General features: G+C 57.8%; 14 protein-coding genes. 9 read left to right on the forward strand and 5 right to left on the reverse strand.

The genetic code is table 11. The features are described from left to right. Positions 1-23: 23 nt before the first annotated feature. The 4 genes from ACR3E7_RS04430 to ACR3E7_RS04445 all read left to right on the forward strand — a co-directional run bounded on the left by ACR3E7_RS04430 (position 24) and on the right by ACR3E7_RS04445 (position 3,657). Positions 24-1,025: a DctP family TRAP transporter solute-binding subunit gene (locus ACR3E7_RS04430; RefSeq protein WP_480504399.1), complete on the forward strand. Its 1,002-nt coding sequence runs from the start codon at positions 24-26 to the stop codon at positions 1,023-1,025. Between the two features lie 111 nt (positions 1,026-1,136). Then, a complete protein-coding gene (locus tag ACR3E7_RS04435) occupies positions 1,137-1,814 on the forward strand; it encodes a TRAP transporter small permease (protein WP_170769619.1) in 678 nt (225 codons plus the stop codon). Beyond that, the gene (locus ACR3E7_RS04440; RefSeq protein WP_170786590.1) at positions 1,814-3,190 is read left to right on the forward strand and encodes a TRAP transporter large permease; all 1,377 of its coding nucleotides are present in this window, start codon (positions 1,814-1,816) and stop codon (positions 3,188-3,190) included. The genes ACR3E7_RS04435 and ACR3E7_RS04440 overlap by 1 nt, the downstream gene beginning before the upstream one ends. Before the next feature lie 155 nt (positions 3,191-3,345). Further along, on the forward strand, positions 3,346-3,657 hold the full coding sequence (locus tag ACR3E7_RS04445; RefSeq protein ID WP_480504398.1) for a DMT family transporter: 312 nt from the start codon (positions 3,346-3,348) through the stop codon (positions 3,655-3,657). A gap of 3 nt (positions 3,658-3,660) precedes the next feature. On the opposite strand, the gene tpiA is transcribed toward ACR3E7_RS04445, so the two are convergent. Beyond that, positions 3,661-4,410: a triose-phosphate isomerase gene (gene tpiA, locus ACR3E7_RS04450; protein ID WP_480504397.1), complete on the reverse strand. Its 750-nt coding sequence runs from the start codon at positions 4,408-4,410 to the stop codon at positions 3,661-3,663. 122 nt (positions 4,411-4,532) lie between these two features. Here tpiA and ACR3E7_RS04455 point away from each other — a divergent pair, with 122 nt between their 5' ends. Then, positions 4,533-5,447 (forward strand): isopenicillin N synthase family dioxygenase, encoded by a 915-nt coding sequence (locus tag ACR3E7_RS04455; RefSeq protein WP_480504396.1) that lies wholly within the window; start codon positions 4,533-4,535, stop codon positions 5,445-5,447. Here ACR3E7_RS04455 and ACR3E7_RS04460 read toward each other — a convergent pair. After that, the gene (locus tag ACR3E7_RS04460; RefSeq protein WP_170786598.1) at positions 5,444-5,809 is read right to left on the reverse strand and encodes a HesB/IscA family protein; all 366 of its coding nucleotides are present in this window, start codon (positions 5,807-5,809) and stop codon (positions 5,444-5,446) included. The two genes, ACR3E7_RS04455 and ACR3E7_RS04460, sit on opposite strands and share 4 nt — an antisense overlap. Before the next feature lie 190 nt (positions 5,810-5,999). Between ACR3E7_RS04460 and ACR3E7_RS04465 the strand changes: the two genes are divergently transcribed. Continuing rightward, entirely contained in the window at positions 6,000-6,329 is a 330-nt protein-coding gene (locus tag ACR3E7_RS04465) for a hypothetical protein (protein ID WP_480504395.1), read from the forward strand. A 50-nt stretch (positions 6,330-6,379) separates the two neighbouring features. On the opposite strand, the gene ACR3E7_RS04470 is transcribed toward ACR3E7_RS04465, so the two are convergent. The 3 genes from ACR3E7_RS04470 to ACR3E7_RS04480 all read right to left on the reverse strand — a co-directional run bounded on the left by ACR3E7_RS04470 (position 6,380) and on the right by ACR3E7_RS04480 (position 8,002). Beyond that, positions 6,380-6,742 (reverse strand): SUF system Fe-S cluster assembly protein, encoded by a 363-nt coding sequence (locus tag ACR3E7_RS04470; protein WP_170769625.1) that lies wholly within the window; start codon positions 6,740-6,742, stop codon positions 6,380-6,382. Between the two features lie 94 nt (positions 6,743-6,836). After that, positions 6,837-7,115 (reverse strand): NfeD family protein, encoded by a 279-nt coding sequence (locus ACR3E7_RS04475; protein ID WP_170769626.1) that lies wholly within the window; start codon positions 7,113-7,115, stop codon positions 6,837-6,839. Then, positions 7,115-8,002, reverse strand: a complete 888-nt coding sequence (locus ACR3E7_RS04480) for an SPFH domain-containing protein (RefSeq protein ID WP_170791738.1) — start codon at positions 8,000-8,002, stop codon at positions 7,115-7,117. Before ACR3E7_RS04480 ends, ACR3E7_RS04475 begins: the two co-directional genes overlap by 1 nt. A gap of 178 nt (positions 8,003-8,180) precedes the next feature. Between ACR3E7_RS04480 and ACR3E7_RS04485 the strand changes: the two genes are divergently transcribed. The 3 genes from ACR3E7_RS04485 to lon all read left to right on the forward strand — a co-directional run bounded on the left by ACR3E7_RS04485 (position 8,181) and on the right by lon (position 12,905). Continuing rightward, positions 8,181-9,092, forward strand: a complete 912-nt coding sequence (locus ACR3E7_RS04485) for a nucleoside hydrolase (RefSeq protein WP_480504394.1) — start codon at positions 8,181-8,183, stop codon at positions 9,090-9,092. Positions 9,093-9,155: 63 nt separating this feature from the next. After that, positions 9,156-10,286 carry a tRNA guanosine(34) transglycosylase Tgt gene (gene tgt / locus ACR3E7_RS04490; protein ID WP_480504393.1) on the forward strand — a complete coding sequence of 377 codons (1,131 nt, stop codon included), beginning with the start codon at positions 9,156-9,158 and terminating at the stop codon, positions 10,284-10,286. Positions 10,287-10,496: 210 nt separating this feature from the next. Next, positions 10,497-12,905 carry an endopeptidase La gene (gene lon / locus ACR3E7_RS04495; protein WP_480504392.1) on the forward strand — a complete coding sequence of 803 codons (2,409 nt, stop codon included), beginning with the start codon at positions 10,497-10,499 and terminating at the stop codon, positions 12,903-12,905. The last annotated feature ends 65 nt before the right edge of the window (positions 12,906-12,970 follow it).

Raw genomic sequence — 12,970 nt, forward strand, 5'->3', positions numbered from 1 at the left:
TGAAGTCTGGGAGGATAGGACAGATGAAATTCCTGACAACAGCCGCAACCGCACTGGCGCTGACCGTGACCGCGACCGCTGGGATGGCGGCGTGTGACGACGGCGAGATCGTGGTGAAGTTTGCGCATGTGACCAACACCGACAAGCACCCCAAGGGGATTGCTGCATCGTTGCTGGAGCAGCGTGTCAATGACGAGATGAACGGCGTTATGTGCATGGAGGTGTTCCCGAACTCGACCCTCTATAATGACGACAAGGTGCTGGAGGCGATGCTGCAGGGCGACGTCCAACTGGCCGCGCCGTCGCTGTCGAAGTTTGAAAAGTTCACCAAGCAGTTCCGTCTGTTCGACCTGCCGTTCATGTTCAAGAACATTGATGCGGTGGACGCATTCCAAGCCTCGGCTGACGGTCAAGCGATGAAGGACAGCATGCAGCGCCGTGGCCTGCAGGGGCTGGCATTTTGGCACAACGGCATGAAGCAAATGTCGGCGAACAAACCTTTGGTTGATCCTTCCGATGCGGATGGTCTGAAGTTCCGTGTTCAGTCTTCGGACGTGCTGGTCGCGCAGATGGAAGCCATTGGTGGCAGCCCGCAGAAAATGGCGTTCTCGGAAGTCTATGGCGCGTTGCAGCAGGGCGTTGTGGACGGGCAGGAGAACACCTGGTCGAACATCTACGGCAAGAAGTTCTTCGAAGTGCAAGACGGTATTACCGAGACCAACCACGGCATCATCGATTACTTGGTTGTGACTTCGGTTGACTGGCTGGACAGCTTGGACCCCGAAGTGCGCGATCAGTTCCTGACGATCCTGAGTGAAGTCACCGAGACGCGGAACAAAGAAGCCTTTGCGGTGAACGAAGCGGCCAAGCAGTCGGTGATCGACGCCGGCGGCACCATTCGTGAGCTGAACGCCGACCAGCGTCAGGCTTGGGTCGATGCGATGAAGCCTGTCTGGGACAAGTTCGCTGGCGATGTGGGTCAGGACAAGATCGACGCTGCACAGGCGATCAACACCGGATTTTAATCCGATCAGTCCGCGCGTCGGGGGACTGGGGAGTTATCGATGCGCGGGCCGGGCGGGCTGAAACAGGCCCGCCCCAATTATTCTCATCACACAAAATGCGGGGACAATGAGATGTCTGGTGCGAAACCCGGCTCTGGCGGGCTGATCGACCATATCGAAGAGACGATGATCGCGCTGTTGTTGGGGGTGATGACCGTCGTCACCTTCGCCAACGTCATCGCGCGGTTCGTCTTTAATTCTAACATCCTGTGGGCGCTGGAACTGACAGTGTTCACCTTTGGCTGGTTGGTGCTGTTGGGGGCGTCCTATGCAGTGAAGAAACACGCGCATCTGGGCGTGGATGCGATCCTGAATATGCTGGCACCTGCGCCGCGACGCATCCTGGCTCTAATTGCGGTGGCGTGCTGTCTGGTCTTCTCGTTGCTGCTGCTAAAGGGGTCTTATGACTATTGGGCCGTCTTCGCGGATCTGCCGCCGACCTCAGGCCGGTGGTTCCCGACCGGGTTCGATACCGGTGCGCGCAGCCAGAGCTTTTACGAGGTTGACGACATCCCAATGGTCGCGCCGCTGCGGTTTTTGGAAGACATGATCAACTATGGCGAGGGCTATGAAAAGCTGCCCAAGGTGATCCCGTATCTGGTGTTGCCGGTGTCGATGATCCTGCTGGTGATCCGCTTTTCTCAGGTTGCAGTACAAATCTGGCGCGGCGAAACCGACCGCCTTGTCGCCAGCCACGAAGTCGAGGACGAGATCGAAGAAGTCCGCGCACAACAAGGGGTGCATGACTGATGGACGTCGTTCTTCTTTTCTCAATGGTCATTGGCCTGCTGTTGATCGGTGTTCCGATTGCGGTGGCGCTTGGCCTTAGCTCGACCCTGTTCCTGCTGATCTATTCTGACAGTTCTTTGGCCTCGGTCGCAGGCACGCTGTTCGAGGCCTTCGAGGGGCATTTCACCCTGCTAGCAATCCCGTTCTTCATTCTGGCGTCGTCTTTCATGACAACGGGCGGTGTGGCGCGGCGGATCATACGCTTCTCGATTGCCTGTGTTGGGCATTTGCCTGGTGGTCTGGCGATTGCGGGCGTGTTTGCTTGTATGCTGTTCGCGGCACTGTCGGGGTCGTCCCCGGCGACCGTTGTGGCCATCGGCTCGATCGTGATCGCAGGGATGCGTCAGGTGGGGTATTCCAAGGAATTCGCCGCTGGTGTGATCTGTAACGCGGGTACGCTGGGCATCCTGATCCCGCCGTCGATCGTGATGGTTGTCTATGCAGCCGCCGTCGAGGTCTCGGTCGGGCGCATGTTCCTTGCAGGGGTCATTCCGGGCCTGATGGCAGGTCTGATGCTGATGATCACCATCTATGTCATGGCCAAGGTCAAGAACCTGCCCAAAGGTGAGTGGAAAGGATGGGGCGAGATCTTTGCCTCGGCGCGCGAGGCCGGATGGGGCCTTTTCCTGATCGTCATCATTCTGGGTGGTATTTATGGCGGTATCTTTACTCCGACCGAAGCCGCGGCCGTGGCCGCCGTCTATGCCTTCCTGATTGCCAGCTTCGTCTACAAGGACATGGGCCCGCTCAGCACGGAAGAAGGGCAACCCAATCTGCCGCTGATCAAAAAGCCCTATGCGCTGGTGACGGCCTTTTTCCACCCCGATACCAAGCATACGCTGTTCGAGGCAGGCAAGCTGACCGTCACGCTGCTGTTCGTGATCGCCAACGCGCTGATCCTGAAACATGTGCTGACCGACGAGCAGGTGCCGCAACACATCGCCAGTGCCATGCTGTCGGCGGGTCTGGGACCTGTGACCTTCTTGATCGTGGTGAACGTGATCCTGCTGATCGGCGGTCAGTTCATGGAGCCTTCGGGCCTGCTGGTCATCGTGGCACCTCTGGTGTTCCCGATTGCGATTGAACTGGGCATCGACCCGATCCATCTGGGCATCATCATGGTGGTCAACATGGAGATTGGGATGATTACACCTCCGGTCGGGCTGAACCTGTTCGTGACCTCGGGCGTGGCCGGAATGCCGATGATGAGCGTCGTGAAGGCGGCGCTGCCCTTCCTGGCGGTTCTGTTCGTCTTCCTGATCATGGTCACGTATATCCCATGGATATCGACCTTCTTGCCCAACACTTTCATGGGGCCAGAGATCATAACGAACTAGCCGTGAACCACATGAAAGCCGGGCCCCAGAGGCCCGGCTTTTTCCTTTGCGCCCCTCTTGACGAATTGCGGGTCATGCCCATCTGGAGGGCAGAGGACGACCTCACCACTTTGGTTGATCATTCGGGACGACCCGAACGGATATGAGGTGCCTCTATGCCCTGGATTTTTCTGCTATTCGCCGGTTTGTTGGAAATAGTCTGGGCCGTTGCGATGAAGCAATCGGTTGGCTTCACCCGGCTTTGGCCGACCGCCCTGATGGGCGTGTCGATGATCGGGTCTTTTGGCTTGCTGGCGCTGGCTATGCGGGATTTGCCACTCGGCACGGCCTATACGATCTGGACCGGGATCGGTGCGGTTGGAGCGTTCATGATCGGCGTCATGTTTCTAGGCGAGGCCCTGACAACCCCGCGCTTGATTGCAGCGGCCCTGATTGTGGCCGGTTTGGTAACTATGAAACTGGCGTGACGCTCAGGCGTTTTGCAGCGCGTCGATGATGCCCGCGAAATCCTGCGCTTTCAGGCTGGCCCCGCCGACTAATGCCCCGTCCACGTTGGACACGGCAAAGATGTCTGCGGCATTGCCGGGTTTGACCGACCCGCCATAAAGTAGCCTGACCGAGCGGCCCACGCCCTCGCCAAAGCGACGTTCCAGACGGGTTCGGATAAAGTCGTGGACCTCTCCGATTTCGTCGAGGGTGGGGACCTTGCCCGTGCCGATGGCCCAGATGGGTTCATAGGCTACGATCAAGTTCTCACCGGTTGACTGATCAGGGATCGAGCCCGACATCTGACCACCGATGATATCCAGCGTGTTGGCTGCTTCGCGCTGTTCCAGGCTTTCACCGACACAGATGATGGCTTTCAACCCAGTGTCCATGGCAGCACGGGCCTTAGCACGGATGTCTTCATTTTGCTCGCCGTGATCCTCGCGCCGTTCAGAGTGGCCCAGAATGACCGCGGACGCCCCGGCATCGAGCAGCATTCCGGCGCTGATATCACCGGTATGGGCGCCAGAGGTGTTTGCATGGCAATCCTGACCGCCAACCTGAATATCTATGGCCTGCACGGTGCTGGCCGCGCGGTGCAGCAGGGTTGCGGGCGGGCAGATCAGCACATCGACCGTAGGGGACGGATACATGCGGGCGAGGGTGCTCAACTCCTCTAGCTCGGCCGACATCCCATTCATTTTCCAGTTACCAGCCGCCAGCTTGCGCCGCATCGCACACACTCCCACAAGAATTTTTGTTTGTGTTTCGGATAACACCCGCCGGGGGTCGTGACAATTCCGGTTGCAGACCATCGCAGAAATCGACAGAACTCGCGCGAGCGAATGAGGCAGAGATGATCGACACACTGGATCTTGCGAAATTGGACGCCCGTGATGTGGCGGAACTGGCCAGATTGCGGCGCGCCGTTAGCGACGTTGGGTTTCTGCGCGTCTCCAACACTGGATTAGACAAGGCGAGGATCGAAGCCGTCCTAGCCGCTTACAAAGCGTTTTTCCAACTGCCCGAGGCGCAGAAAAGCCGCGTCGACATGGCAAAGACCGGGGCAAATCGAGGCTGGGGTGCGCCGCATTCCGAACAAGTCGATCCCGATGCGAATCCGGACTACAAAGAGGTGTTCGATTGCGGTTTCGATCTGCCCGAGGACAGTGCCTATGCCGACCGGGGCCTGAGCGTTTACGCCCCTAACCAATGGCCCGACGCGCCGTCTGGTTTTCAGCACATGATTCAAGGCTACTATGGTGACGCTTGTGCCGTTGCGATGCGTATCTTGCGAGCGATTGCCGTTGCTTTGGGCCGCGACGCGGGCAGCTTTGATGTGGCGTTTGACACGCCGATGGCTTTGCTGCGCGGCAACTTCTACCCTCAGCGTCCCGTTTGGGCGGGGGCGCGTGATTTCGGGATCGGCGCGCACACGGATTATGGCTGCCTGACCTTGCTGGCGACCGACGGCACTCCGGGACTTGAGGCACAATTGCCGGATGGAAGTTGGGCCGAGGTCCAAGCCGACCCCGGCACCTTCGTGATCAACTTCGGGGAAATGCTGGAGTTCTGGACCGCAGGGCAGGTCAAAGCGACCATGCACAGGGTCGTCGGAGGAGCGGATGAACGGGTTTCGGTGCCGCTGTTTTTTAACCCGTCCTATGACACCAACGTTGCGCTACCTGAGTCGGACCAAGTGATTTCAGCCGGAGAACACCTGACCCGGCGGTTCAACGAGACGTACGTCCACCTGAAAACGGCGTCCTAATTCTGTGCTGACAGGGTTTCGTCGAACTTGATCGACTCGCCGCAGCCGCAGGCATCGACCACGTTGGGGTTTCGGAATTTGAAACCGGATTCCAGTAACGAGACTTCATAGTCGATTTCGGTCCCGAACAGGAACATTTGCGCCATTGGGGCGATCATCACCCGTGCGCCATCCTGTTCGACCACCTCATCATTGGTGTCGGCCTCATCCACATAATCCATGGTGTATTCCATGCCTGCGCAGCCACCTTTCTTGACGCCAATGCGCAGTCCCGCGTGCCCGCCCGATTCCATCAGGCGTACAATCTGGGCCGCAGCCTTTGGGGTCATGGTCACGGCCTGTTTGCCGGGAATGCCAAACATTTTCGTCTCCGTCGTCGCGCGTTGTTAATAACTTAGTCCTCTGGTGGGGCAGTCTCAAGACATAGCAGACGTGCTTACCTAAGTTTTCCACTCAGGTAGGCACACATGCAACCTACGCTTGCCTAACGCTGCACCTTCGTCCTAGCCTTGCACGCAGTAGAGCAGAGAACACTGCAGGTAGGATAACAGGATGAATTCTTCGCTAAAACTTAGTGGAATAAAAGCGGTGCCGTTAATTGCCCTCGCGGCGTTTGCTGGTGCTGCTGCGGCTCAAACCGATGAAAAGCGGCATCCGGTGAATTGCGCCACTGCGCCAGGGGATTTGCGCGCCATCGCGGCTGAGAAAAAACACGCTCAAGCTCAACAGGTTGCAAGCGTTGTTTCAATCCTTCCAGCCGGTGCGCTGCTGGGCCTTATCACCGGGACCGAGAAGAAACATTTGTCGATGCTCTCTGGTGATTACGTCAAAGCGCTGGACGCGCGGGCGGAAGAAATTAAATCCACCTGCGGTATCAAATAAAAAACCGCCCCGGTGATTGAGGGCGGTTTAGTCATCGACAGCTGGTTTGCTTACATGAAGCCCAATTCCAGACGGGCCTCGTCGGACATCATCTCCATGCCCCAGGGCGGTTCCCATGTCAGTTCTACGTCCACTTCCTTGACACCGGCCACCGGTTCGACAGCTTCGACAATCCAGCCCGGCATTTCGCCCGCGACAGGGCAGCCTGGCGCGGTCAGGGTCATGATGACCTTAACGGCGTTTTCGGGCGTGATGTCGATGGTATAGATCAGGCCCAGATCATAGATATTGACCGGAATCTCAGGGTCATAGACGGACCGGCACGCCTCGACCACCGCTTCATACAAGGGGTGCTCAATCGTGGAAGGCGCAATCAGCGGGGTGCCTTCGAACTGTTCACTCGGGTGGGTCATTCGTGCCTCGGGTCTGTTTCCTGAGCTTTTATATAGGGAAAGCCACGGGCAGCGTCCAGTGGTGCCGTGGCGCCCTTATTGGGCGCCGAGCGATTCATTCGTTTATATCATGCCGGAAGGTCTTCACCTGACCATGGGGCAGGGCGAACATCCGCCGCAACACCAGCCACGCCACCAAGGACAAAGCTGCAAAGATCAGCAGCAAAACCGGCAGGGACGGTGCGACCCCGGGAATGACCAGCAACAGCCCAGTGATCGCCGCGCCGATTGCGAAGCCCAGAAAGATAAACCCCGGCAGCACAATCTCGAGGATGCCGAGGGCCAAAGCCCCCGCCAACCAAATCCACCATGTCAACCAGAACGGATCGGCCATTACCGGCCTCCTTTCAACATTTTGAAGGCATCGCCAAACGCCTCGAGCGCATTCGCGGGCACCACGATGGTTTGTGAGCCATTGCCTGCGCCAAGTGCGTTCAGGGCCTCGACCTGTTTCAATGCGACCTGATACTGAGCGGCCTCGATCCCGTTATCCTGAATAGCTTTGGCGACCACGCCCGTTGCATAGGCTTCGGCCTCGGCCTCAATACGGCGGGCTTTGGCGGTTTGTTCAGCCGCATATAGCTCGGCATCGGCGTTCAGTTCAACGGCGCGTTTCTGACCCTCGGCCTCAGTCACCTGCGCGCGACGGGCGCGTTCGGCGTTCAGCTGCTGCAACATTGCGTCGCGGGTGGCCTGATCCAGGTTAACGTCTAAAATCTCGGCCCGAGTCACCTCGATACCCCAGTCATCCACGGCGGTTTCCACGCTTTCCTGAATACGGGTAATCAGCTGCGCACGGTTCGACTGTACCTCATCCAGGTCCATTTTGCCGATCTCGGCGCGGACGATACCGGCCACGGTGGTGGCAATCGCGCCATCTACGTCACGGATACGATAGACCGTCTTTTCCGGTTCAAGAATGCGGTAAAAGACCGAGGTGTCGATCTGCACCAGCACGTTGTCTTTAGTGATCGCGTCCTGAGTCGCGTTGGGCAACTGACGCTCCAGAATGGATATTTTGTGGCGTGCAACGTCCAGAAACGGAACGATAAAGTTGATCCCCGGTCCAAGGACCGAATGAAGGCGCCCGAACCGTTCAATCACGAACTTCTCGGATTGAGGCACAATCTTTATGCCCTTGAAAATGACGACGACGATCAGCGCCGCGCCCAGCAGGAAAATGATGTTGGATGAAATCAATCCAATAATCTGTTCTTCCATATAACTGTCCTCTCGGTATTGTGTACTATAGTATACATTTGGGGATTGACTCGCCCAATTTCAACTCAGCTATCCCGAGAAGGGGCGCGGAATCAAATCATTGAATAAGCTGATAAGGGGGGCGGAGGCCTGTCTGTGACCACTTTGCATCCCTTGCCGATTGCGCTATCGGGCAAACATGAAACTGATTATAGACACTGACCCCGGCATTGATGACGCAATGGCCATCGCCTATGCTGCTGCTGCCCCCGAGATTGAGCTGATTGGCCTGACCACGGTTTTCGGCAACACCCATGTGCATCAATCCAGCCGGAACGCGCGGTTTTTGTTAGATAAACTGGGCATAAACGCCCCGGTCGCAGAAGGCGCACCCGTGGCGCAGGGGGCGGACACACATGCGCCGTCTGAGCATGTTCATGGGCCTGAGGGGTTTGGAGATGTCACCGACATCCCTCAGATCGGGAGCAATCACAGCCTGTCCGCTGCCGAATACCTGGTTGAAATGGCCCGCGTGCATAAGGGCGAACTGGTGGTCTGCGCCGTCGGTCCCTTAACTAATATCGCCGCTGCACTGCGTCTGGACCCGGAATTTGCCCAGAACATCGCCCGCTTGGTCATCATGGGCGGTGCTGTTTATTGCCCTGGTAACATTACCCCGCATGCCGAGGCGAATATCTACCATGACCCTCTTGCCGCCGATGAGGTTTTTGCCAACCCTCCTACGACGGTGGTTGTTGGCTTGGATGTGACGCTCAGGACCCTCTACGAAGGGGCCGATTTTGACGGCCTCGCGGAACAATCCGCAGATATGGGTGGGTTCCTGCGCGATATCTCGAAGTTTTATCTGAAGTTCTACAAGGATGTTGGTGGGCTTGAGGGTTGCGGGCTGCACGATTCGACAGCTGTGATCGCCTGTACCCATGCGGACATGTTCACAATGGTGGAAACCGGGTTGCAGGTTGTTGCGGACGGCCCCGAGATTGGCCTGACCCGCCCTGATCCTTCGCGTCCCGTCGTGCACGTGTGCTGCGATGTCGACGGGGCAGGGGTGGTCGATCTCTTTACCCAACGGGTCGCTTCATTGCCCTGACGGGTTGCAAAGGACGGGCAGATCGGGCAAATCCTGCCCGGTTCAGCGACCCCGAGGCCCCCTATGACCGAACGTTTTTCTTTTGACCTGAAAGCCACCGACGGAAAGGCGAGAGCCGGCGTGATCCGCACACCGCGCGGCGAGGTTCGGACGCCCGCTTTTATGCCTGTCGGAACGGCGGCGACGGTCAAGGCGATGATGCCCGAAAGCGTGCGCGCAACCGGGGCCGATATCCTGTTGGGCAACACCTATCACTTGATGCTGCGCCCGACGGCAGAGCGGATTGACCGTCTGGGTGGTTTGCACAAGTTCATGAACTGGGAACGTCCGATCCTGACAGACTCGGGTGGGTTTCAGGTTATGTCCCTGGCCGGGCTTCGAAAACTGACCGAAAAGGGCGTGACCTTCAAATCGCATATCGACGGCTCCAAGCATGAGCTGACGCCAGAGCGGTCAATGGAAATCCAGCGCCTGCTGGGTTCGGATATCGTTATGTGTTTCGACGAATGCCCGGCCTTACCCGCGGACCGGGACCGGATTGCTGAATCGATGCGACTGTCGATGCGATGGGCGCACAGGTCGCGCGATGCGTTCGGCGACCGTCCGGGCCACGCTTTGTTTGGTATTCAGCAAGGTGGACTAGAACACGATTTCCGCGAAGAATCCGCCGAAGCCTTAAAAGAGATCGGGTTCGAAGGCTATGCGGTCGGCGGACTGGCCGTCGGCGAAGGCCAAGAGGCCATGTTCAGCGTTCTGGATTTCGCGCCTGATATGCTGCCCACCGACAAGCCACGCTATCTGATGGGAGTAGGCAAGCCCGACGACATCGTAGGCGCCGTTGCGCGCGGCATCGACATGATGGATTGTGTTTTGCCTTCGCGTTCAGGGCGCACAGGGCAGGTTTTCACCCGCTATGGCGTGGTCAATATTAAAAACGCCCGCCATGCGGATGACCCGCGCCCGCTGGATGAGCAGTGTACCTGTCCGGCCTGTTCAAACTACTCCCGCGCCTATTTGCACCATGTATTCCGCGCGAACGAGATGATCTCGGGGATGCTGCTGACCTGGCACAACCTGCACTATTTTCAGGAAATCATGCAGGGAATGCGCGGCGCGATTGCGGCAGGCACGTTCCAGGCATGGAAGGCCGAGTTCCACGCACAGCGCGCGCAGGGCGATATCGAGCCGCTTTAGGCGGCGGAATTCAGTTCTGCCCAGCAAAAACGGTGGATATGTGATCGCGACGCCTTGCAGTCAGAAAAACCTCGGGTCATTCTGATCCGCATAACAGGCGGTGAGGTTGAAAACGGGTGTAAAAGCCCCACCTTTATCGTCCAAACAGGAGATGGCCGAGCGTTGCCTTGATAGGGACCGGAGCCGTCTTGCCAATGATAAGGATAGAGCATGCAAGAGCCTCTGAATTCCTCGTACCCAGTACTGCCGTTGCGCGACATCGTGGTGTTTCCACATATGATCGTGCCGCTGTTCGTGGGACGGGAAAAATCCGTCCGCGCGCTTGAAGAAGTGATGCAGGACGACAAGCAGATTCTGCTGTCCAGCCAGATTGATCCGGGTGAGGACGATCCCGCAATCGACGGGATTTACCGGTCGGGCGTACTGGCAAATGTGCTGCAACTGCTGAAACTGCCCGATGGCACTGTCAAAGTGCTGGTCGAAGGTCAGGCGCGCGTGCAGATCACCGATTTTCTGGAAAATGACGATTTTTTCGAGGCCCGCGCTGAATATCTGACCGAAATTCCGGGCGACGTGACGACGACCGAGGCGCTGCTGCGCACCGTCGCAGATGAGTTCGAGCGTTACGCCAAAGTCCGCAAGAACATCCCCGAAGAAGCGCTGACCGCCGTTGGTGAAACCACCGAACCTGCCAAGCTGGCCGACCTGGTTTCGGGCCATCTTGGCATCGAGGTTGAGCAAAAGCAGGAACTGCTTGAGACGCTCTCGGTTAGTGAGCGGCTGGAAAAGGTCTATGGCCTCATGCAGGGCGAGATGTCGGTTCTGCAGGTCGAGAAAAAGATCAAGACCCGCGTCAAATCCCAGATGGAGAAGACGCAGCGCGAGTACTACCTGAATGAGCAAATGAAGGCCATTCAGAAGGAACTTGGCGATGGCGAGGACGGCGGCAACGAAGTTGCTGAACTGGAAGAGAAAATCGCCGGGACCAAGCTGTCGAAAGAAGCGCGCGAAAAGGCCGAGGGTGAGCTGAAGAAGCTCAAGAATATGTCACCCATGTCGGCCGAGGCCACCGTCGTGCGCAACTATCTGGACTGGATTCTGTCGCTGCCGTGGGGCACCAAATCCCGCGTCAAAAAGGATCTGGGCCGTGCCCAGGACATTTTGGATGCCGATCACTATGGGCTTGAGAAGGTCAAGGAACGGATCGTCGAGTATCTGGCGGTTCAACAGCGCTCGAAAAAGCTGAAAGGCCCGATCCTGTGCCTTGTCGGCCCTCCGGGTGTGGGTAAAACCTCGCTGGGTAAGTCGGTTGCCAAAGCCACGGGGCGCGAATTCATTCGCATCTCGTTGGGTGGAGTGCGTGACGAATCTGAGATCCGCGGCCACCGTCGGACCTATATCGGTTCGATGCCCGGCAAGATCATCCAGTCGCTGAAAAAGGCAAAGACCACGAACCCGCTGATTTTGCTCGATGAGATCGACAAGATGGGGCAGGATTTCCGTGGCGACCCGGCTTCGGCCATGCTTGAAGTGCTGGACCCGGAACAGAACAGTACGTTCATGGACCACTACTTGGAGGTCGAATATGACCTGTCCAACGTGATGTTTCTAACCACGTCGAACAGCTATAATATGCCCGGGCCTCTGCTGGACCGGATGGAGATCATCCCGCTGGCTGGCTATACCGAGGAAGAGAAATCCGAGATAGCCAAGCAGCACCTGATCAGCAAGCAGGTTAAAAACCATGGCCTCAAGGCCAAGGAATTTGAGCTGACCGATGATGCGCTGCAATCCATCATCCGCACCTATACCCGGGAAGCGGGCGTGCGGAACTTGGAACGAGAGATCGCCAAGGTTGCCCGGAAATCGCTGACCAAGATCATCAAGAAAGAGGCCGAGTCGGTCACGGTGACGCCCGACAATCTGGATGATTTCCTGGGCGTGCCCAAATACCGCTATGGTCTGGCTGAACAGGACGATCAGGTCGGTGTTGTGACTGGTCTGGCTTATACCTCGGTCGGGGGCGATCTGCTGCATATCGAAGCGCTGAAACTGCCCGGCAAGGGGCGGATGAAGACCACCGGTAAGCTGGGCGATGTGATGAAGGAATCCATCGACGCGGCATCGTCCTATGTGCGGTCAATCTCGCCTCAGATCGGGGTGAAGCCGACGAAATTCGACACGCTGGACATTCACGTCCACGTTCCGGATGGCGCAACGCCAAAGGATGGCCCTTCGGCCGGTCTGGCGATGGTGACTTCGATCGTGTCGGTGCTGACCGGTATTCCGGTTCGCAAGGATATCGCCATGACGGGCGAGGTTTCGCTGCGCGGCAACGCGATGCCGATCGGTGGGCTCAAGGAAAAACTGCTGGCGGCACTGCGTGGTGGCATCAAGACTGTCCTGATCCCCGAGGAAAATGAAAAGGATCTGGCCGACATCCCGGATAACGTGAAGGAAGGGCTGGAGATCATCCCGGTCACGCATGTGTCCGAGGTTCTGAAGCAGGCGCTGATTAGCGAGCCTGAACCCATCGAATGGGACGAAGCAGCCGAGGAGGCCGCCGCCGCGGCTGCGAAAGCCGCGGAAAGTTCGGCAGCGTCTGCCAGAACGCACTGAGTTCGGATTGAATGATCAAAATGGGCGGGGTTTCAACCTCGCCCTTTTTATGCGACTACCCAAAG

It is taken from the genome of Ruegeria sp. BK1 (assembly GCF_056535645.1).